General features: G+C 56.1%; 14 protein-coding genes and 3 pseudogenes. 7 read left to right on the forward strand and 10 right to left on the reverse strand.

All coding sequences use genetic code 11. The features are described 5' to 3' along the window. Positions 1–110: 110 nt before the first annotated feature. Positions 111–551, reverse strand: a complete 441-nt coding sequence (gene rnhA, locus ACIQ0R_RS03690) for a ribonuclease HI (RefSeq protein WP_395823778.1) — start codon at positions 549–551, stop codon at positions 111–113. Between the two features lie 131 nt (positions 552–682). Continuing rightward, positions 683–1,477, reverse strand: a complete 795-nt coding sequence (locus tag ACIQ0R_RS03695; protein WP_395823780.1) for a class I SAM-dependent methyltransferase — start codon at positions 1,475–1,477, stop codon at positions 683–685. On the opposite strand from ACIQ0R_RS03695, the gene gloB reads away from it, so the two are divergent. The 3 genes from gloB to fabI all read left to right on the forward strand — a co-directional run bounded on the left by gloB (position 1,476) and on the right by fabI (position 5,082). After that, positions 1,476–2,294, forward strand: coding sequence for a hydroxyacylglutathione hydrolase (gloB, locus tag ACIQ0R_RS03700; protein ID WP_395823782.1), 819 nt, complete (start codon positions 1,476–1,478; stop codon positions 2,292–2,294). The genes ACIQ0R_RS03695 and gloB overlap by 2 nt on opposite strands. A gap of 224 nt (positions 2,295–2,518) precedes the next feature. Next, positions 2,519–4,033 carry a transglycosylase SLT domain-containing protein gene (locus ACIQ0R_RS03705; RefSeq protein WP_395823784.1) on the forward strand — a complete coding sequence of 505 codons (1,515 nt, stop codon included), beginning with the start codon at positions 2,519–2,521 and terminating at the stop codon, positions 4,031–4,033. A gap of 266 nt (positions 4,034–4,299) precedes the next feature. Beyond that, positions 4,300–5,082: an enoyl-ACP reductase FabI gene (fabI, locus tag ACIQ0R_RS03710; RefSeq protein WP_395823786.1), complete on the forward strand. Its 783-nt coding sequence runs from the start codon at positions 4,300–4,302 to the stop codon at positions 5,080–5,082. Between the two features lie 123 nt (positions 5,083–5,205). Here fabI and ACIQ0R_RS03715 read toward each other — a convergent pair whose 3' ends face one another. Next, the gene (locus ACIQ0R_RS03715; protein WP_395823788.1) at positions 5,206–5,715 is read right to left on the reverse strand and encodes an OmpA family protein; all 510 of its coding nucleotides are present in this window, start codon (positions 5,713–5,715) and stop codon (positions 5,206–5,208) included. A gap of 472 nt (positions 5,716–6,187) precedes the next feature. Between ACIQ0R_RS03715 and ACIQ0R_RS03720 the strand changes: the two genes are divergently transcribed. Next, on the forward strand, positions 6,188–7,588 hold the full coding sequence (locus ACIQ0R_RS03720; protein ID WP_395823790.1) for a DEAD/DEAH box helicase: 1,401 nt from the start codon (positions 6,188–6,190) through the stop codon (positions 7,586–7,588). 169 nt (positions 7,589–7,757) lie between these two features. On the opposite strand, the pseudogene ACIQ0R_RS03725 reads toward ACIQ0R_RS03720, so the two are convergent. From ACIQ0R_RS03725 to edd, 7 genes and pseudogenes are all read right to left on the reverse strand, one after another. Next, a pseudogene (locus ACIQ0R_RS03725) lies at positions 7,758–8,604 on the reverse strand (EamA family transporter). A gap of 207 nt (positions 8,605–8,811) precedes the next feature. Beyond that, positions 8,812–9,942: pseudogene (locus ACIQ0R_RS03730) on the reverse strand (betaine/proline/choline family ABC transporter ATP-binding protein). A gap of 38 nt (positions 9,943–9,980) precedes the next feature. After that, positions 9,981–10,582: pseudogene (locus ACIQ0R_RS03735) on the reverse strand (ABC transporter permease). 16 nt (positions 10,583–10,598) lie between these two features. Continuing rightward, positions 10,599–11,504 (reverse strand): glycine betaine ABC transporter substrate-binding protein, encoded by a 906-nt coding sequence (locus ACIQ0R_RS03740; RefSeq protein WP_395823792.1) that lies wholly within the window; start codon positions 11,502–11,504, stop codon positions 10,599–10,601. Between the two features lie 28 nt (positions 11,505–11,532). Beyond that, positions 11,533–12,249, reverse strand: coding sequence for an ABC transporter permease (locus ACIQ0R_RS03745; RefSeq protein ID WP_395823794.1), 717 nt, complete (start codon positions 12,247–12,249; stop codon positions 11,533–11,535). Between the two features lie 616 nt (positions 12,250–12,865). Further along, positions 12,866–13,522 carry a bifunctional 4-hydroxy-2-oxoglutarate aldolase/2-dehydro-3-deoxy-phosphogluconate aldolase gene (eda, locus tag ACIQ0R_RS03750; RefSeq protein WP_395823796.1) on the reverse strand — a complete coding sequence of 219 codons (657 nt, stop codon included), beginning with the start codon at positions 13,520–13,522 and terminating at the stop codon, positions 12,866–12,868. Then, the gene (edd, locus tag ACIQ0R_RS03755) at positions 13,519–15,411 is read right to left on the reverse strand and encodes a phosphogluconate dehydratase (RefSeq protein WP_395823798.1); all 1,893 of its coding nucleotides are present in this window, start codon (positions 15,409–15,411) and stop codon (positions 13,519–13,521) included. Before edd ends, eda begins: the two co-directional genes overlap by 4 nt. Before the next feature lie 317 nt (positions 15,412–15,728). Between edd and pgi the strand changes: the two genes are divergently transcribed. From pgi to ACIQ0R_RS03770, 3 genes are all read left to right on the forward strand, one after another. Further along, a complete protein-coding gene (gene pgi, locus ACIQ0R_RS03760) occupies positions 15,729–17,384 on the forward strand; it encodes a glucose-6-phosphate isomerase (RefSeq protein ID WP_395823800.1) in 1,656 nt (551 codons plus the stop codon). A 252-nt stretch (positions 17,385–17,636) separates the two neighbouring features. Continuing rightward, positions 17,637–19,109: a glucose-6-phosphate dehydrogenase gene (zwf, locus tag ACIQ0R_RS03765; RefSeq protein ID WP_395823802.1), complete on the forward strand. Its 1,473-nt coding sequence runs from the start codon at positions 17,637–17,639 to the stop codon at positions 19,107–19,109. Between the two features lie 41 nt (positions 19,110–19,150). Beyond that, complete coding sequence (locus ACIQ0R_RS03770; RefSeq protein ID WP_395823804.1) at positions 19,151–20,005, forward strand: SIS domain-containing protein; 855 nt, start codon at positions 19,151–19,153, stop codon at positions 20,003–20,005. The last annotated feature ends 180 nt before the right edge of the window (positions 20,006–20,185 follow it).

Genomic DNA, 20,185 nt, shown 5'->3' on the forward strand with positions numbered 1-20,185 from the left:
CCGCCAGCTTGACCAACTCAGGATCGGGCTTGGCCCGTTTGGTGCGTTTTACGTAGGTCATTTTTTCCTCTATGGTGGCAGTGTGCTGCCAAATGACCGTTTACACAAAACTAATTACACCCTCCAGTCGTGACGCCACGATTGGCGAGCTGGTCGGCGCGTTCGTTGCCAACGTGTCCAGCATGCCCCTTGACCCAACGCCACTCTATCTTGTGCCGCGCTTGGGCGGCATCCAGCGCCTGCCACAAGTCGACATTCTTTACCGGTTCGCGCGCGGCGGTTTTCCAACCGCGCGCTTTCCAGCCGTGAATCCAATCACTGATACCCTTTTGCACATACTGGCTATCGGTGAACACCGTGACTTCGCACGGCCGGGTCAGCGCCGTGAGCGCCTCGATCACAGCTTTCAACTCCATCCGATTGTTAGTGGTATTGCGCTCGCCGCCAAACATTTCTTTTTCCTTACCGTCGGCAACCAATAACGCACCCCAACCGCCGGTGCCAGGATTACCCTTGCATGCGCCATCCGCAAATATTTCCACTTTACTCATGTTTGTAAAACTCGCTTTCACTGCTTGATTGATATCGCCGACACGCCACATCCGCGCCACCCGATATCTGAAATTATAAGGCCGGGAAGGCCGTTGAATGACCTAAGCGCAATCGCCCGCCTTGCCACGCATTACTCAACACCGCTTCGATCAGTCTTGTGGATCTTGTTGGCGGCCGGCACCACCAGCCCGGCCTTGATAACCTGCTTACTAAAAGCCGGACCAATCAGGTGCATACCCTTGACGCGCTTGATCGCCTGCACTATATAAACTGCACCGAAGTATGGCCACCAACGATCGCCGGCTTTTTCCATGAAGGTGGAGCGATGCAGCCATTTGCTACTGGCAAATGGCGGAGCATAACAGCCGAAGTGGCCACGATTGACTTCCATGTTGAGTAGCTTCAGCCAGTCCTTCAAACGCAACAAACTGATGAATTCGGCGTTCTGAGGCAGAAAATGCACGCCAGACATGCGCCCGATCGTTTGCCTAATCCCCCACAGGCTGGCCGGATTAAAGCCGCAAATGATGACCTGCCCTTCAGGAATCAGCACGCGCTCCACTTCCCGCAATATTTGATGCGGCTCAGCGGCAAACTCCAGCACGTGCGGCAACACAACCAGATCCAGGCTCTGCGACGCAAAAGGCAACTCCGTAAAATCGTGGGTCACAACTATACTGTTTTGCGCGGCTGGCATCTCGCCGACGCCTGGTATATGGCTGTCAGTCAACCACTTGTGTCCCATACGATTTGCCTGCAAAGACTTTATCTCCGGCACGCCGATCTGCATCGCATGGAAACCGAAGGTATCTGCCGTCATCGCGTCCAGACGCGCTTGCTCCCACTCCAGCATATAGCTGCCGGCGGGCGTCTTCAGCCAGGGGCCGAGCGCTATAATGGACTTTTGTGACGACGGATATTCCATGCCTGCCTTAATAGATAAATTACTTAGCCCATCACTGAAGACGGCGCTGAACGTAGTGGCGGTGCCGGCATTTAACGACAACTATCTTTGGCTGATCCATGACGGCATCCACGCTGCAGTAGTCGACCCGGGCGATGCCAAGCCGATTCTGGCTGCGCTCGATACCCATGGCCTGGCCCTTGCCGCTATTTTACTGACACATCACCATGCTGACCATGCGGGCGGCGTACAAACTTTGCTGCAACACTTCAACGTGCCGGTATTCGGCCCCGCGCGCGAGGCTATCGCCGGCGTCGACACCCCTCTGCGCGAGGGCGACCGCGCCAGCATTGCGCAACTCGGATTGACGCTGACCGTACTCGATGCCCCGGGACACACCAGCGGTCATATCGCCTATATCGCGGCGGAACAGCACTGGCTGTTTTGCGGCGACACGTTGTTTGCCGGTGGTTGTGGCCGCCTGTTCGAAGGATCGCCGCAGCAGATGGTAGACTCCCTTGCCAAGTTAAGCCAACTCCCAGGTGACACCTTGGTGTACTGCGCACATGAATATACGATGTCAAACTTGCGCTTTGCACTGGCCGTCGAACCGGACAATGCCGCTCTGGTCGCACGCATCGCCCGGGAGCAAGCCAAACGCGACCGCCAGCAGCCGACAGTACCATCGACCATCGACCTGGAAAACGCCACCAACCCGTTCTTGCGCTACCAACAACCCACGATTGTTGCCGCCCTACATGCGCATGGCCGCCTGCAACAAGCCGATCCTGTGGCGGCGTTTGCTGCACTGAGGGAATGGAAAAACGATTTCAAGTAATTCTCGCGGCCGACTATCCACAATAATCGCTGATATTACAGCTGATTGTAATATCAGCCAGATAGTTTACGTATATCGATTTGCTCAAAGTAATATCTAATAAATCAAATACTTACAGGTTGCATTAGTGTATTTTTTGCTTGACGCGGGAAAACTGCGTTACGTACACTGCGTCTATCCCTTTATTACCGGTTTATGACAACCCGGCCACGCAAATCGAACCCATGCATCAGCTAAAACTCCACACGTTCGCCATTGCCGCGCTTGCTTTTTTCGGCACTCCGTTCTTGGCTCAGGCCAACGACATTACGATGTACACCCCCACTTTCAGCTTAATCGACCCGAACGACCCCAGCGCAGGCGTTCTCGGCATGGAGCAGATCGATATTTGGGCGCGTATTCGCAAGGGCTTTGGCATCCCGGACCTGGATAATCCGCAGGTGGTGAGTCAAACCGATTTTTACAGCGCCCGCCCGGATTATTTCGAACGTACTACGGTGCGCGCCTCGCGCTATCTGTACCACGTGGTCCAGGAGTTGGAAAAGCGCGGCATGCCGACCGAACTGGCACTGTTGCCATTTATCGAATCGGCGTTCAATCCACAAGCACTCTCGAGCGCCAAGGCAGCCGGCATGTGGCAGTTCATACCCACTACCGGACGCGATTTCAACCTCAAGCAAAACATGTTCAAGGATGAGCGGCGCGACGTGCTGGCCTCCACCGATGCCGCGCTGACCTATCTGCAAAAACTGTATGGCATGTTCGGCGACTGGCAACTGGCGCTAGCGGCCTACAACTGGGGCGAAGGTTCGGTGCAGCGCGCCATCAACAAGAACCAGGCAGCGGGCTTGCCGATCGATTTCAACAGCCTGGCGCCGCTGATGCCAGCAGAAACCCGTAATTACGTACCGAAGTTGCAGGCGGTTAAGAGCATCATTGCCGCGCCCGATATGCACAAGATCGCCCTGCCGAAGGTGGACAACCAGCCGTACTTTGTCACAATCGGCAAAACCCGCGATATCGACGTCAAGGTGGCAGCACAGTTGGCCGAATTGTCGCTCGATGAATTCAAGGCGCTGAATCCACAATTCAACCGCCCGGTCATCATCGGCGGTGCTGACACCAAGATTCTGCTACCGGAAAGCAATGCTGAAAAATTTAAGAACAATCTGACAAAATGGACCCAGACGCTATCTTCCTGGACCTCCCACACTGTCAGCGGCGCGCGTGAACGGATCGAAACCATAGCGGCCAGGTTTGGCACGACGCCAGCCGTGATTCGGGAAGTCAATCACATCCCGCCGAAGATGTTGCTCAAAGCCGGCTCGACCATCCTGGTGCCGAAAACCGAAGAGGCCAACGGCGATATCACGGCAGAAGTGGCTGACAACGCAACCATGACAGTCACCCCGGATGCTCCTGAAACCCGCCGCATCTACGTCAAGGTCGGCAAACGGGACACCTTGGCCTCAATTGCCGCACGCTACCGGGTCAGCGTATCGCAAGTCAAGGCCTGGAACGGCTTGCGTCACGATAGCGTGAGCCGCGGCCAGAGCTTGCAATTGCAGGTGCCTAACCGCATGGTGGCATCCAGCTCCACTACCAAATCAGGCCATAACGTCCGCTATCACAAAGCCAGTGCGACGGCCAGCCGCAACACGGGCGGCAAAACCAAGGTAGCCGCCAAGAAAAACAGCCGTCCGGTCGTCCTCGCTTCGTCCAAGGGAACACACAACTAAATCTTTTTACAACGCCGCACCGTCAACCTGCCATGTGCATGCAGGTTGACGGTGCGGCGTCGCTGCCGCCGTCAGGTGCCTGCAAAGCCGGTGTCATGCCAAAAAGGCATGCCCACAAAATCAGCCTAGTTGCCCTCCCCACAGCGAACCCCTACAATCTCGCCCTGTTCAATAAGAACTTCAAGCAGAACATCCGGTGCAAAAAGATTGCACCAGCAACCCTCGCCGCCAGCAACATATATATGGCGCGCACATCTGGAGTCACTATGGCATTCCTGCAAGGCAAAAAAATTCTGATCACCGGCTTGCTATCCAATCGCTCAATCGCTTACGGCATCGCCCAGGCTTGCAAGCGCGAAGGCGCTGAACTGGCATTTACGTATGTCGGCGAGCGCTTCAAGGAACGCATCACTAATTTTGCAAAAGAGTTCGACAGCAAACTCATTTTCGATTGCGACGTCGGCAGCGATGAGCAAATCAATGCACTTTTCGCCGACCTCGGCAAATCCTGGGATCACCTGGACGGCTTGGTGCACGCGATCGGCTTCGCACCGAGCGAAGCGATTGCCGGTGATTTCCTGGACGGCTTGTCACGCGAAGGTTTCAAGATCGCGCATGACATCTCTGCCTACAGTTTCCCGGCCATGGCCAAGGCTGCACTGCCGCTGCTGCGTCCGAATTCGGCATTATTGACCCTGACCTACCTCGGCTCCGAGCGCGTGGTGCCAAACTACAACACAATGGGACTGGCCAAGGCATCGCTGGAAGCCAGCGTGCGCTACCTGGCGGGCTCGCTCGGCCCAAAGGGTGTGCGCGTCAACGGCATTTCAGCCGGTCCGATCAAAACCCTGGCCGCCAGCGGCATCAAGGGTTTTGGCAAGATCCTCGGCTTCGTCGCCGAGCATGCCCCACTGCGCCGCAACGTGACTGTGGAAGATGTCGGCAATGCCGCCGCTTTCTTGCTATCAGACCTGTCGAGCGGAATTACCGGTGAAATCACTTACGTCGATGGCGGGTTCTCGCACGTGGTCGGCGGGATTGCCGAATAGGTCGACTGCAGTACAGCTTGATTCGATCTGGGATTAAATTAGCAAAAAGCCCGCTACGGTTACCCGTCGCGGGCTTTTTTATGCTGCGTTAGGCATTAGTCAGGCATTACTAACCACGACCGCTTATTGGTGAACCTTAACCTCGACCCGGCGCGCATCAGCGTCGTTACCGCCAAGGGATACTTGCGGCTTGTCGAGCGTCACACGCGCCTCCTCAACGCCAGCGGCGATCAGCAAGGCGCGTACCGACTTGGCGCGCTCCTTGGAGACCTGAGCATTCACATCTGTATTGCCGCTGGCATCGTGGTAGCCGGACACGGCGACCGTCGCAGCCGGGTTGGCTTTCAGGAAGGCTACCAGTGGCCCCACATCGGCGGCTGCGCTAGCCGGCACTTCAGACTTGCCGGTTTCAAAGAAAATCTTGAGCACTGGCGGCATGACGGGCTCTGCCGCCGGAGCAGCGTCAGCCTCCTGTGTAACGGGTGCGGATGCGACCACGGCAGGCTGCTTCGCATCTTTGCCGGAGGTTATGCCGAAATAGCTCGCCAGAAACAGCAGCGCGATTACTACTGCGCCGACGATATCCCAAACGATACCCAGAGCCGTCCTTTGTTCACTTTCGTTACTATTCATGCAGCCTCCTCGTTGTTAACTGGCAAACAATAAATTGCATCCGAATCAGCAACCATTCAGTATGCGGCAACAACAAACAACGCCTGAATAAGAGTTCACGACGATATTTGTCAGAAACTGGTGCATCAAATGTAAAAATCATGTATTATTTTGTGCTGCGTTGTAATAACGAACGCAAGTAGTAGATTGTCGAACACCGATCATATCGGCTTCCGTGTTTGCTGTAAAAAACAATAAGTAGCTTCGCAAGCCTAAGCATGTCCTGGCCTCAAATTAGGACATTGCATTGTAAAAGCCCTCCCGCCTTGTGTGTCGCCCCTGACACCGTCCCGGCGCAAAGCTTTTGTGCCGAAATTTCTTTGTATTTGTTTCTTAGTCATTTCGTTGGTTGGCGTTGCTTTTTTGCGTTCGCTGCATTTGTCGCATGACGGCTATTTGCAGTATATGACGCTGCACTTTACGAAAGAAAATAATGACTTTTGAATCACTAGGCCTCCACTCGTCCATCATCAAAGCACTGACTGACGCTGGCTACACAAAACCGACAGGCGTTCAAGAACAAGCTATTCCCGCCGCCATCGAAGGCCGCGACCTGCTGGTTTCGTCGCAAACCGGTTCCGGCAAGACCGCAGCATTCATGCTGCCGGCATTGCACAAATTCGCCTCTGAGCAGCAAGTTGCTGCTACCAGCAATACCCCTAACCAAGAAATGCAAGCTTCCCGCGCGCGTGGCGAGCGCCCTCGCTTCAAGCCTGCACAGCCGAAGATGCTGGTGCTGACCCCAACCCGCGAACTGGCGCTGCAAGTTACTACTGCTACCGACAAGTACGGTTCGCAAATGAAGCGCATCAAGGCAATCTCGATCCTGGGCGGCATGCCTCATCCTAAGCAAATGCAATTGCTGTCGAAAAATCCTGAAATCCTGGTTGCTACTCCCGGCCGTTTGATCGACCACATGGAATCGGGCAAGATCGATTTCTCGCAACTGCAAATTCTGGTGCTCGACGAAGCTGACCGCATGCTCGACATGGGTTTCATCGACGATATCGAAAAGATCGTTGATGCAACACCTGAAACACGTCAAACCATGCTGTTCTCGGCAACGCTGGATGGTGTTGTCGGCAACATGGCAAAGCGCATCACCAAGAACCCGATGATTATCCAGATCGCCGGTTCGGCCACCAAGCACGAAAACATTCAACAGAAGGTTCACTTCGTCGACGACCTGTCGCACAAGAATCGCCTGCTGGACCACCTGCTGCGCGACGTCACCATGGATCAAGCGGTTGTATTTACCGCCACTAAACGTGACGCCGACACCATCGCCGACCGTCTGAACATCGCCGGCTTCGCTGCGGCAGCTTTGCATGGCGACATGCATCAGGGCGCGCGTAACCGCACTCTGGACAGCCTGCGTCGCGGTCAAGTTCGGGTTCTGGTGGCAACTGATGTTGCTGCCCGCGGTATCGACGTTCCTGGCATCACGCACGTATTCAACTACGATCTGCCGAAATTCCCGGAAGACTACGTCCACCGTATCGGCCGTACTGGTCGTGCCGGCCGCAATGGCGTTGCGGTCTCGCTGGTGAATCACGCTGAAGGCATCAACGTCAAGCGCATCGAGCGCTTCACCAAGCAATTGATCCCGGTTGACATCATTGAAGGCTTTGAACCAAAGCGCAGCGCATCGGCGCCACGTTCGAACCACAAGCCAGGTGGCTGGAAACCAGGCGACAACCGCGGCGGCCCGAACAAGCCAGGCCGTAGCTTCAGCAAACCAGGCGCTCCACGCAAAGAAGGCGGCGCTGGCGGCGGCTACAAAGGCAATCGCTCGAACGACAGCGGCGCACGTGGCTCGTTTGGCGACCGCTAAGCAAAGAAGCCCGGTGGGCGCTATGCTGCATCCGCGCTAGCTAAAAATAAAACGCCGCTGGAATTTTCCAGCGGCGTTTTTTATTGTGGCTAAGGGAGCTGGCTCAGGGCAAAATCAACGTCGCAATTATACTGCCCTCGCCGGACCTGACTTAAGCCATAAAACGATCCTAAGCAGTCCACCCAAGTATTACAGCGCCGGTTGAGATCACCACGCAAGACAGCAATCTGCGCGGCGTTAGCGCCTCCCGCAGAAACATCCGGGCAATCAGGGCGGCAAACAAAACCGAGGTCTCACGCAACGCCGATACCGGCCCCATCGGCGCCAAGGTAATCGCCCAGATCACAATGCCATACGCCAGCAACGACATGGCGCCGCCGCCCAGCGCATTCCAGGTTGCGCGCTCACGCAGCGAAATCCGCAGGCGACCGTGCAGCGAAACATAGATTACCAGCAACGGCACGCCGTCGAGCAGGAACATCCAGCCGGAGTAAGCGACGGCGCTGCCGGCCATGCGTGAGCCCAGCCCGTCGACGATGGTATAGCCGGCGATAAACACACCGGTGATGAACGCCGACAACGGCCCGTCCCAGCTACGCCGGGGTCGCGAAGTGTTGCTTCCGCCAAAACTGATCTGTGCCAAGCTGATGATACCGGCGGAAATCAAGGCAACCCCTAGCAGCGTCAACAACCCCAACTTTTCGCCGACAAACAGCGCCGCCCCCCACCGAGACCAGCAGCGGCGAAGAGCCGCGCGCAATTGGATAGGACTGACCGAAATCGCCAGCCCGATAGGCGCGCACCAGGAATAGGTTGTAGCCGGCATGCAGGGCTACCGACATCAGGATGTAAGGCCAACTGGCTGCGGCCGGAAACGGCGTCCAGATGACAATTGGAATCGCTGCGACGGCCGAACCGATGGTCATCAATGTGATGGCCCATAAACGGTCGCCACTACTTTTCAGCATCGCGTTCCAGGATGCGTGCAGCAATGCCGCGCACAACACCAAAGCAATTACGCCAGCAGTCGTGCCATGGCCCTCTGGTACCGCCTTGGGTGCTCAATCATATATTTACGGTTAATGTTGCATTTGAAAAACCGCACATTGTAGAGCAATGCGTCTCATCCGGTGCGACGCTTTGTGGAAAACTGCTGATGCATTGGCCAGGTGCCTCAGACAACCAGCGCCAGCGGCAAGTTAAGGCTCGCGCGTGGGCGTTCATTACATACCGACGCTACCGCGCGTGCGACCGGAACTGAGGTAGCTGGCAATCGAGTCCTGAGTGACTTCGCCCAGATAGCCTTCATCCTGATCGATCACCGGCATCCAGCTAGTGCTGTGCTTGTACATTTTTGACAGCACGACGCGCAGGTTTTCATCCGGCGCCGCACTGACAGTGAACGCTCGCAGCTTCTCAACGCAAGCACCCTGCGCGCCGCGCGCATCACGTCGCGCCACGTATCTCAATGCACGATTTTCGGCATCGATAACAGTCACGTAGCGGTAGTCGCTCTCATCCATCAAACCGTACGCGGCCGCCAGGCTGGCATCCTCGCGCACTGTCTTGGAATTGGCCGCCGCATCACCGGCACGCACCAGCAACAAACGTTTCAGGGTCGCATCCTGACCAACGAATGAGGCGACGAATTCGTCCTTCGGACGGGCCAGCAAGCTATCTGGATGATCCAACTGCACCAGCTTGCCGGCACGGAAGATGGCGATCTTGTCGCCCAGCTTGATCGCCTCATCGATGTCATGGCTGACCATGATGACGGTCTTGTTGAGGGCCCGCTGCATCTGAAAGAATTCATTCTGGATCGATTCGCGGTTGATCGGATCAACCGCGCCGAACGGCTCATCCATCAACAGCACCGGCGGATCAGCTGCCAATGCGCGGATGACGCCGGTGCGCTGCTGCTATCCGCCCGACATCTCGCGCGGATAGCGGCTCGGGAACCGCTTCGGATCGAGCGCGACCATCGCCATCAATTCAGTGGCTCGTTCGTGGCAGCGTTTCTTGTTCCAGCCGAGCAAACGCGGCACCACCGTAATGTTTTCTTCGATGGTCATGTTGGGAAACAATCCGACCTGCTGAATCACATAGCCGATTTTGCGACGCAGGGTGACTTCATCGATACCGGTGGTGTCTTCGCCGTTGAGCAGCACCCGGCCGGAAGTCGGGGCGATCAGACGATTGATCATTTTCAGGGTGGTGGTCTTGCCGCAACCCGAAGGACCGAGGAACACGCAGATTTCGCCTTCAGCAACCGTCAGGTTGATGCCATCCACCGCCTGTACTTTGCTACCGTCTTTTTGGGTGAATACTTTACTGAGTTGGTCGAGTTGAATCATGATTTGTGCATTCCTTTCGGTGTAAGCAGTCTTTGCAGCTATTGCAGCAGCATGTCGGCGGCAATCGCCAACACACTGATCAAGACCGCTCCAACCGCCAGTTTTTGCAGATTACTTTGGCTGATGGCATGCAGAATCAGTACGCCCAGACCACCGGCGCCGATAATTGCCGCCACTGCCATCACGCCGATGTTCATGACCACGGCGCTGCGGACGCCGCCCAATATCACTGGCACCGACAGCGGCAGATCGACCAGGCGCAGTCGCTGCCAAAACGTCATGCCGATGCCGATGCCAGCTTCCTTGATACCACTCTCGATACCGTCCAGCGCGAGATAGGTATTACGCATGATCGGTAACAGCGGGTACAGGAAGACCGCGGCAATCGCCGGAGTCCCTCGCCGAAGCGCGAGAACAGCGGAATCATCAGACCGAACAAGGCAATCGACGGCAGCGTCAGGATAACTGTGGCGCCCCCCATCATTGGCCCGGCCAGCCAGCGATACCGGACCATGACAATCCCTAGCGGCACGCCGATCAAAATGGCAAGACCGACCGCGATGCCGACCAACATAAGATGCTGCATGGTCAGATGCAGGATTTCGGGCCAGGCGCTTAATAGATAGTTATAAAGTGTCATTTCGCTCTCCCGTTATTCACAGCAAGCCTTCGGCCCGCAGGAAATCGGCGGCGACCTGCGCAATCGGCAACTGATCGATATCGACCTTCTTGTTCATTTCGGCCATCTTGGCAGTATCGATCTTGGCAGACAGCGCATTTAGTTGGTCCGCAAGCTGCGGATTTACATCGAGAATCTCTTTGCGCACCACCGGCGTCGCACTATAAAACGGGAAAAAATGTTTGCTGTCTTCGAGCAATTTAAGATTGAAGCCCTGAATCCGGCCATCGGACGAATACGTCAGGCCGACATCCAATTGATCGTTGCGCAGGGCTGTGTAGACCAGCCCCGAGTCCATCTGCTTGATTTCTCTGCGGTCTAAGCTAAAACCGTACAGCGCCATCAGTGGCCCCAGGCCATCGGGACGCGAAGCAAATTCAAAATCGACACCTATCAAATACTTTTGCGGCGGATTTCTCTCGTGGGCCTGGTTGATTCTGGCCGCCAGATCCTCGATGGTGTTCAAGCCCTCTTCATCGGCCTCCTTTTGCGGTACCGCCAGCGCATACGTGTTGTTCAACGCAGATGGATTGAGCCAGATCAGATTGCGGGCGGCATCTAATTCCTTGACTCGCTGATATGACTGCTCCATGTCCAGTTTCTCATTGACCTTGTTGTAGACGATCAGTGAAGTACCGGTGTAATCCCAGACAATATCGAGCTGGCCGCTCTCCTGCGCCTGCCGCATGATGGTGGTGCCTAGACCGTTTTTGAGATCAACGTTATACCCCTTCGCCTTCAGGTACTGCGCCGTCATCGACGACAGGATCAGTTGTTCGGTGAAATTCTTGCCGCCGACGACCAGGTTAGCGGCTCCGGCCTGCGCCATGCCCAACAGACAAAGCGTAAAAGCCAGTATCGTGGCGATACGTAAATTTTTCATGCGTGTTCTCCTTCAAAGAAGATGGATATCAGCGCAGCAGGCCACGCTTGCTCAGGCAAGCATTGCTGCCCACAGAGACGATTGCGTCCAGCGCCAAGGCCAGCGCTGCGGTGGCGGTTGCGCCAAGCAGCAGCAAATCCTGGTTGTTAAGATAGATGCCGGGGAAAATCAGACCGCCCAGGCTTTCGCCGCCGATCAGGACTGCCAGCGGCGCTGTACCGACATTGATCGCCAAGGCAGTGCGCACGCCGCCGATAATGATCGGCAATGCGTTTGGCAACTCGACCCGAAACAGCACCTGCAACGGCGTCAGGCCGATACCCTTGGCGGCCTCTTTCATCGACGGCGATACCTGCCTCAAGCCTTCATAGGTATTGCGCACAATCGGCAATAGCGAAGCCAGCCATAAGGCGATGATGGCTGGCTTATCGCCGATACCGAACAAAGCCAGCGCCAGAGCCAGCACCGCCATCGAGGGAATGGTGTTGCCGATATTGAAGAGTTGCATCCACTTTTCGGCATGCCGGGTGAAATATGAACGGCTGAGCAGGATGCCGGCCGGAATACCGCACAGCAGCGCCAGTGACATCGAACAGCCGACCAGGTACAAATGACGTTCGGTGTAATAGATCAGGTCGCCTTGGTAGTGATGGATAACGGCAGGCCCAATCGACCAGCCGATTGCAGCGACAACCAGAACGGTAATCACCGTGCCGACGATGGCGTTGCGATAGCGATTCGTCATGCTTACTCCTTCTTGTTCCATCAGCATCGGCGGCAAGACACAAGAAGCAAATCACAGGCGCACGAATGCCTGCGATGACGCAACCGACTGCTTTGCCGATGCATATTGAATGACCGCCAAGCACGAACCAGCACAGCCGGGACTTGCCAGGGCGACACACACTGTCAAATTTTTTATGATCCCGTCCGACCTTCCCGCAGGGATGGCATTGAACGAGCCGACTACCGCATGGGGCGGCAACTGAATGCGAGGAATTCCTCGGCGTTTGATGAAACTCCGGCCTGGCCGAAGCATGAGACAACCCGCTGACGCGAGTTACGAAACCCAAAAATGTACCGTTGAGGCAGCACTATATTGTTGAGAGCTGACTATTCTAAACAATTTCCTTGATGACGTCCAGTAATAGGATCTCCAAAAGCTATTACCGGAATGTCTGAAGGCTAGTAAAACATGTTTTTCAAACAACCAAAACAGGAGCATGCCGACCGAAAACTCAGGATGAAGTCGGAGTGAAACATGAAAATCGGAGTTGTAAAATCACAATAAAAAAACGCCGAAACGGCTGAAAAACCATTCCGGCGCCTTGGCAAAGCAGGACGTTGACGCTAAGAGAGGATCAGAGTGCCTTGCGCAACTTGCTGGCGGCAGCAGCCAATGCCGTGATGCGAGCCCAGTCACCGGACTTCAGCACGTCTTTTGGGGTCAGCCAGGAGCCGCCAACACAAGCGACGTTCTTGCATGCCAGGAAGTCCGGTGCGGTTTCCAGCGAAATGCCGCCGGTCGGGCAGAAAGTGACATCGCCCAGCGGCCCGGCAATCGCATTCAGAATACCGACACCACCCGCAGGTACCGCCGGGAACAGTTTCAACTGACGGAAACCAGCCTCACGCGCCGCCATCACTTCCGAAGGCGTCATCACGCCTGGCAGCAATGGCAAACCGCTCGATTTGGCGGCAGCGATCAGGGCCGCCGTCAACCCGGGCGATACGCCAAACACTGCACCGGCATCGCGGGCAGCAACAAACTCTTTGGCCTGAGTCAAGGTGCCGACGCCGACAATCGCGCCCGGCACCTGCTCCACCATGGCGCGGATCGCCGGCAGGCCATGCGCCGTGCGCAAAGTGACTTCGAGCACCCGGATACCGCCTGCAACCAAGGCTTTGGCCAATGGCACCGCATGTTCGATATCATCGATGGCGATCACTGGAATCACCGGCGACGCCCGCATGATATCGCGCAGTTGATTGCCGTAAAGAAGATTTGTTGAGGTCATATCGTCGCTTTCTGTGATTGTTCAGAATGGTGGACTTGCTCTTGCTCCGACAACAGCGGCGGCAACGCGAAACTGGTGGCCCCCTCTTCTGCCGCGCTGACTGTGTTGCGGAACATCGCGAACAGCTCGCGACCCATGCCGACCTGATTGGCCGACAAATCAATTGTCAGCGGCTGACGTTGCGCCCATTCGGCGGCAGGCACCAACGCTTCCAGTGTCCCTTTCCCGGCATCCAGCCGGATCATGTCGCCGCTGCGCACCAACCCCAGCGGCCCGCCGGCCAATACTTCCGGCGTGACGTGGATCGCCGCCGGAACCTTGCCGGAGGCGCCCGACATGCGGCCGTCGGTAACCAGCGCGACATGGCGGCCGGCATCCTGCAGGATACCCAGCGCCGGCGTCAATGCGTGTAATTCCGGCATACCGTTGGCACGTGGACCTTGATGACTCAGCACCGCAATGAAATCGCGATCCAGCTCACCGGCGCGGAATGCCTTCATAAATTCATCCTGCGAGTGGAACACCACGGCTGGTGCCTGCACCACCCAGTGCTCCTGCTTGACGGCAGAAATCTTGATCACCGAGCGCCCCAGATTGCCGCTCAACAGGCGCAAGCCGCCATCGGCAGAGAACGGTTCACTAGCGGTGCGCAATACCGAATCGTCGCCGCTTTTTGCCACTGCCGGCCTGAACACTACCGCCTCGCCTTCCAGGAACGGTTCGGCACAATGCGCGCGCAGGCCGTCGCCAAGAATGGTTTTGACATCCTCATGCATCAGGCCGGCATCCAGCAATTCGCGGATGACGAAACCGGTGCCGCCGGCAGCATGGAAATGGTTGACGTCGGCATCGCCGTTCGGATAAATACGGGTGACCAGCGGCACGACTGCCGACAATGCATCGAAATCATTCCAGTCGATAACGATACCGGCAGCCTTGGCGATCGCCACCAGATGCAGCGTGTGGTTGGTCGAACCGCCGGTAGCGAGCAGGGTAACGATGGCGTTGACGATGCTTTTTTCGCTCACCACATGGCCGACCGGCAGATACTTGTCGCCACGGTCGGTGATCTTCAGGGCCTGGCGTGCCGCTTCGGCGGTCAATGCATCGCGCAACGGCGTATTCGGCGTAATGAAAGCCGAGCCGGGCAAATGCAGGCCCATCGCCTCCATCAACATCTGGTTACTATTGGCAGTGCCGTAAAAGGTACACGTGCCGGCGCTATGGTAGGACTTGGCTTCTGCTTCGAGCAATTCGGCGCGGCCGATCTTGCCCTCGGCGTACAACTGGCGGATCTTGACCTTTTCTTTGTTAGTCATGCCACTGGTCATCGGGCCGCCAGGAATGAACACCGCCGGCAGATGGCCGAAATGCAAGGCGCCGATCAACAGCCCGGGAACGATCTTGTCGCAGATGCCGAGGTAGACCGCGGCATCGAACATATTGTGCGATAGCCCAATCGCAGTGGCCATGGCAATCGCATCGCGTGAAAACAGCGACAACTCCATGCCCGGCTGCCCTTGCGTGACACCGTCACACATGGCCGGCGTACCACCTGCAAACTGGGCGACGCCGCCAGCGGTGCGCACCGCGTCCTTGATGATCTGCGGATAACGCTCGAACGGCTGATGCGCCGACAACATGTCGTTATAGGACGAAACAATCGCGATCGATGAACTTTTATCCTGCTTGAGCCTCAACTTATCATTCACCGGAAATGCCGCAAAGCCATGTGCCAGATTAGTACATGACAACGCGCCGCGCTGCACGTCCTGGCGACGCGCGTGCTCCAGGCGCGCCAGGTAGGCGCTACGATATGGCTGGCTGCGGGCGACGATTCTTTCAGTGACCTTAGCAACGCTGGCATGTATGGGGACATGTGCTGACATGATTGGCTTTCCTTGAAACAGTAGACGAAATGAAATTTTACTACAAAAATAAATTGAAAATGTCGTTTTCAGAGCTTTCTACGGCGTCATTATGCATATTTACAAAACAACACGGCACCATCATCAAAAACAACAACATCTGAAAAGCAAGAAACAAACACAGAATATGATAGGAAAATCTAATCTTTTTTACTGAGCTGACTGAGACTGGCGTAACCGAGATCGACGTTGAAATATCTCAAAATAATTTTGTAGTGAAATTACCTCTAAATGTTGTATAGTCGTATAAATTCTCGACCGCCAATAAAGACCAGGATATGTCGCAATCACCGCTCGATACTACCGCCGCCTTTCAGGCTTTGCATACCCATCACGCAGCAATCAAAGACAAATCTCTGCGCGAACTGTTTGCGGCAGATTCGTCCCGCTTTGACCAATTCTCGGTCAGCGCTGCAGGCTTGTTCCTTGATTACGCAAAAAACAATGTCACGGCAGACACCATGACACAGCTGTTTGCACTAGCACGCGCACACCAGGTTGAGGCGCGGCGCGAGGCCATGTTTTGCGGCGAAAAGATCAATACCACCGAACATCGCGCCGTGCTGCACACCGCCCTGCGCGCGCCACCCCTGCCAGCGCTGGAAGTCGATGGCCAGAAAGTCAGCGCAGAGGTGCATGCGGTACTGCAGCGGATCAAAATTTTCAGCGCCGCAATCCGCTGCGGCGAATGGCTGGGACACAGCGGCAAGCGGATCACCGACATCGTCAACATTGGCATCGGCGGCTCCGATCTCGGCCCTAAAATGGTGTGCCAGGCGCTGCGCCCTTACCAGCATGCGCACCTCAAGATGCATTTTGTCTCCAATGTCGACGGCGACGACCTTGACGCTTTACTGGCGCAGGTTGAGCCGCACAGTACGCTGTTCGTGATCGCCTCAAAAACCTTTAGCACCGCTGAAACCATGATGAACGCCCATTCCGCGCGCAGCTGGTTTCTGCGCACCGGCAACGAAGTTCAGGAAAGCGATCTGCGCAAGCATTTCGTGGCGGTATCGACCAATGTTGAAGGTGTTACCGCGTTCGGCATCGATCCAGCCAATATGTTCCCGTTTTGGGATTGGGTTGGCGGCCGCTATTCGGTGTGGTCGTCGATCGGCTTGTCGGTAGCACTGGCAATCGGCTTCGAGCAATTCACCGAATTTCTGGCCGGCGCCCACGCGATGGATAACCATTTCCGGAGGGCGCCGCTGGAACAGAATATGCCGGTGATCCTGGCATTACTGGGCGTGTGGTATCGCAATTTCTTCGATTATCGCTCGATTTCGATTGCCCCTTATCACCAGGATCTGGGTAATTTCCCGTCTTATCTGCAACAACTGGAAATGGAAAGCAACGGCAAGCGCGTCAGCCTTGATGGCCGCACGCTGGACGTGGCATCTTGCCCGATCATTTGGGGCAATGTCGGCACCAACGGTCAGCACACATATTTCCAATTGCTGCACCAGGGGAGCGACATCACCCCGGTCGACTTCATCGCGACGCTGACCGCAAGCAATCAGTTACCAGGCCATCAGGCCGCGCTGCTGGCAAATTGCTTCGCGCAATCGGAAGCATTCATGCGCGGCAAGAGCGCCGATGAAGCAAAGGTCGAAATGCAGGCCAAAGGCATGCCGGCCGATGACATCGAAGCCCTGCTGCCGCACCGCACTTTCCCCGGCAACCGCCCCAGCAACACTATCCTGATGACAGCCTTGACGCCAGCCAATCTGGGCGCTTTGATTGCTTTATATGAACACAAAGTGTTCGTTCAAGGCGTGATCTGGAACATCAACAGTTTCGATCAATGGGGCGTGGAACTGGGCAAGGTCTTGGCACGCAATATCCTGAGCGAAATAAACGGCACACCAGCACCACACAGACATGACAGCTCAACCAACGGCCTGATTGAAATGGCCCGCGCAGCGCTGCGATAATGGGGAGGTATTTTAGTCTTAGCCTAGCGTTATCCGCACGAATGCAGCGCTCCAATGGCAAATCGATGTGGCTGCCAGCCTTCGTAAAATTCAGCGGGACAGCGAGCGCCGGCGCACAGTTGAAGTGGGCTAGACAAAGTTTTAAAAAATTTGGCAGGATGGGAACCGCGGGTGAGACTGCAAGCGTCCACCCGACATCTGCATCGACATTTATTTCTTACTAGCAAAAGTAATTTAAAGGTTTTCTCTATCATGGCTCTTGCAGAATTTGATTTGGCAATTTTTGGCGGTACCGGCGATTTGGCGATGCGCAAACTGCTGCCGGCAATGTACGCGCGCGACCGCGCCAACGACCTGCCGCCGGACGCACGCATCCTGTGCATCGGCCGGCACGAAAGCAGCGACGAAGATTTCATCAAGACGGTCGAAAAAGATGCCAAACCGCATATCGGCAAGGACGCGATGGATGCCGCCGTCTGGAAGCGTTTTTGCAAACGCATCAAATATGTCGGCATGGATGCCACTGACGGCAGCACCTACAAGACACTGGTCGACTCCATGCGGCCAGATCCGACTATCACCAATGTGTTTTACCTGGCAACGCCGCCAAGCCTGTTCTCACAGATTTGCAAGAATCTCTCAGCCAGCGGGCTGGCGACGCCGAACTCGCGCGTGGTTTTGGAAAAACCACTGGGCCGCGATCTGGCGAGCGCCAAGCAAATCAATGCCGAAGTGGCCCAAGTATTTTCCGAATCGCAGATTTTCCGCATCGACCATTACCTCGGCAAGGAAACCGTACAAAATCTGCTGGCGCTGCGCTTCGGCAATGTGCTGTTCGAGCCGCTGTGGCGCCGCGAGTGGATCTCTGACGTGCAGATCACGATTGCCGAAGAACTCGGCGTCGGCAACCGCATGGGTTACTACGAAACCTCGGGCGCGCTGCGTGACATGCTACAAAACCATCTGTTGCAATTATTGTGTATCGTCGCGATGGAACCGCCGGCGTCAATCACCCCGGATGCAGTGCGCGATGAAAAACTCAAGGTGCTGCGCTCACTCAAACGCTTTACGCCGGTATCGCTGGCGCAGGACGTGGTACGCGGCCAATATCGCTCGGGCCATGTTGAAGGCGTCGCCGTACCGGGCTACCGCAAGGAAGCCGGCGGCAACCCGCATTCGCGCACCGAAACTTTTGTCGCATTAAAAGCTGAAATCGATACCTGGCGCTGGGCCGGCGTGCCGTTCTACCTGCGCACCGGCAAGCGCATGGCCGATCAACTGGCTGAAATCGTGGTGCGCTTCAAACCGGTTCCACACTCGATCTTTGCGCAGCCTAACAGCAGCTTCGAGCCTAACTGCCTGGTCATTCGCCTGCAGCCCGACGAAGGACTGCAACTGAACCTGATGGCGAAAACACCGGGTGACGGCATGCGCCTGAAACCAGTTGAACTTGAGCTCGATTTCCGCGAAAGCTTCAAATCGCCACGCATGGAGGCCTACGAAAGGCTGCTGCTGGACGTCTTGCGCGGCCAACTGACATTGTTCATGCGCAGCGATGAATTGGAAGCGGCCTGGGAATGGGTGGAACCCATCCTCGAATACTGGGATCAGGAAGAAGACGATCCGATTCCATATACCGCCGGTACCTGGGGGCCAGCTGCGGCCAGCGCACTGATCGCGCGCGACGGTTTGCAATGGCGCGAAGAAGCATTGCCTGAACTGTGAGCGAGCCCTTCAACTTCACCGTGACAGGATACTGAATGACCATGCTGCTGGACTCGATCAAGACCCAGATCGACTTGCTGTCGAAATCGGAGAAAAAGGTAGCGCTGACGATTCTCGACAATCCGCAAATGGCGCTGGCTGAAAATATCACCGCGCTAGCCAAGAATGCGCAAGTGTCGGAACCTACGGTGGTACGTTTCTGCCGCGCTATCGGTTACGAAGGTTGGCATGACTTCAAATTAAAACTGGCGCAGAGCCTGGCGGTGGCGCTGCCGGGCGCCAATGAAATGCTGGCGCAGGATGACATCGCCGCAGATCTGGTCAACAAAATTTGCGGCCGCTCGATCAATACCCTACTCGATTTGCGCAATCATCTGAGTGCAGATGCGATCCAGCGGGCATTGGACGTTCTGCTCAAGGCCAACAAGATCGAATTCTACGGACAAGGCACCTCAGGCATTGTGGCCGCCGATGCGCAGCATAAATTTTTTCGCTCCGGCGTGCCGACCGTGGCTTACTCCGATCCCCATATCCATAGCATCGCCGCCTCTTTGCTGCAGCCTGGCGATTGCGTAGTCGCCATTTCGCAACGCGGCGGCAACGCCGCATTGCTGCGCAGCGTGCAGTTGGCAAAAAAGGGTGGCGCCGATATCATCGTGCTCGGTCCCAGCGGCACACCGCTGGCGGAGCTGGCGACAGTGTTGGCGCCGATTGATTTGAGTTTAAACATCGATCCTTACACACCGATCTCGGCGCGCCTGGCGCATCTGGTGGTGATCGACATCCTGGCGGTCGGGCTGGCGCTCAAGCGCGGCCCGGAATTCCGCAAGAAAATGCAGAACGCCCAAAAAGCCCTGCAACAGTTCGATATGCAGTTCGATTCATTCTTTCGCTGACGGCGCCAGCGCCGGCAGCGATGCCTTGATAAAAAAGGCAAACATGAGACCAGACAATGAGCTTCCCCCGAAATTTAGTCTTCCATAGGTAACGTAAAATCAACGATCCTTTGGAAAGACCAGCAATGAAGAAGATACCAAAACAGATGTACACGGCGGAGTTCAAGGAGCTAGCCGTGC

It is taken from the genome of Collimonas sp. (assembly GCF_044339385.1).
Classification (GTDB): domain Bacteria; phylum Pseudomonadota; class Gammaproteobacteria; order Burkholderiales; family Burkholderiaceae_D; genus Collimonas.

Excerpts from the sequence above, each read along its gene's own strand:
- ACIQ0R_RS03715 (WP_395823788.1), bottom strand. The coding sequence starts at position 5,715 with ATGAATAGTAACGAAAGTGAACAAAGGACGGCTCTGGGTATCGTTTGG.
- eda (WP_395823796.1), bottom strand. The coding sequence starts at position 13,522 with ATGACCTCAACAAATCTTCTTTACGGCAATCAACTGCGCGATATCATG.
- edd (WP_395823798.1), bottom strand. The coding sequence starts at position 15,411 with ATGTCAGCACATGTCCCCATACATGCCAGCGTTGCTAAGGTCACTGAA.
- ACIQ0R_RS03705 (WP_395823784.1), top strand. The coding sequence starts at position 2,519 with ATGCATCAGCTAAAACTCCACACGTTCGCCATTGCCGCGCTTGCTTTT.
- ACIQ0R_RS03720 (WP_395823790.1), top strand. The coding sequence starts at position 6,188 with ATGACTTTTGAATCACTAGGCCTCCACTCGTCCATCATCAAAGCACTG.
- ACIQ0R_RS03695 (WP_395823780.1), bottom strand. The coding sequence starts at position 1,477 with ATGGAATATCCGTCGTCACAAAAGTCCATTATAGCGCTCGGCCCCTGG.
- rnhA (WP_395823778.1), bottom strand. The coding sequence starts at position 551 with ATGAGTAAAGTGGAAATATTTGCGGATGGCGCATGCAAGGGTAATCCT.
- ACIQ0R_RS03770 (WP_395823804.1), top strand. The coding sequence starts at position 19,151 with ATGCTGCTGGACTCGATCAAGACCCAGATCGACTTGCTGTCGAAATCG.
- gloB (WP_395823782.1), top strand. The coding sequence starts at position 1,476 with ATGCCTGCCTTAATAGATAAATTACTTAGCCCATCACTGAAGACGGCG.
- ACIQ0R_RS03740 (WP_395823792.1), bottom strand. The coding sequence starts at position 11,504 with ATGAAAAATTTACGTATCGCCACGATACTGGCTTTTACGCTTTGTCTG.
- ACIQ0R_RS03745 (WP_395823794.1), bottom strand. The coding sequence starts at position 12,249 with ATGACGAATCGCTATCGCAACGCCATCGTCGGCACGGTGATTACCGTT.
- pgi (WP_395823800.1), top strand. The coding sequence starts at position 15,729 with ATGTCGCAATCACCGCTCGATACTACCGCCGCCTTTCAGGCTTTGCAT.
- fabI (WP_395823786.1), top strand. The coding sequence starts at position 4,300 with ATGGCATTCCTGCAAGGCAAAAAAATTCTGATCACCGGCTTGCTATCC.
- zwf (WP_395823802.1), top strand. The coding sequence starts at position 17,637 with ATGGCTCTTGCAGAATTTGATTTGGCAATTTTTGGCGGTACCGGCGAT.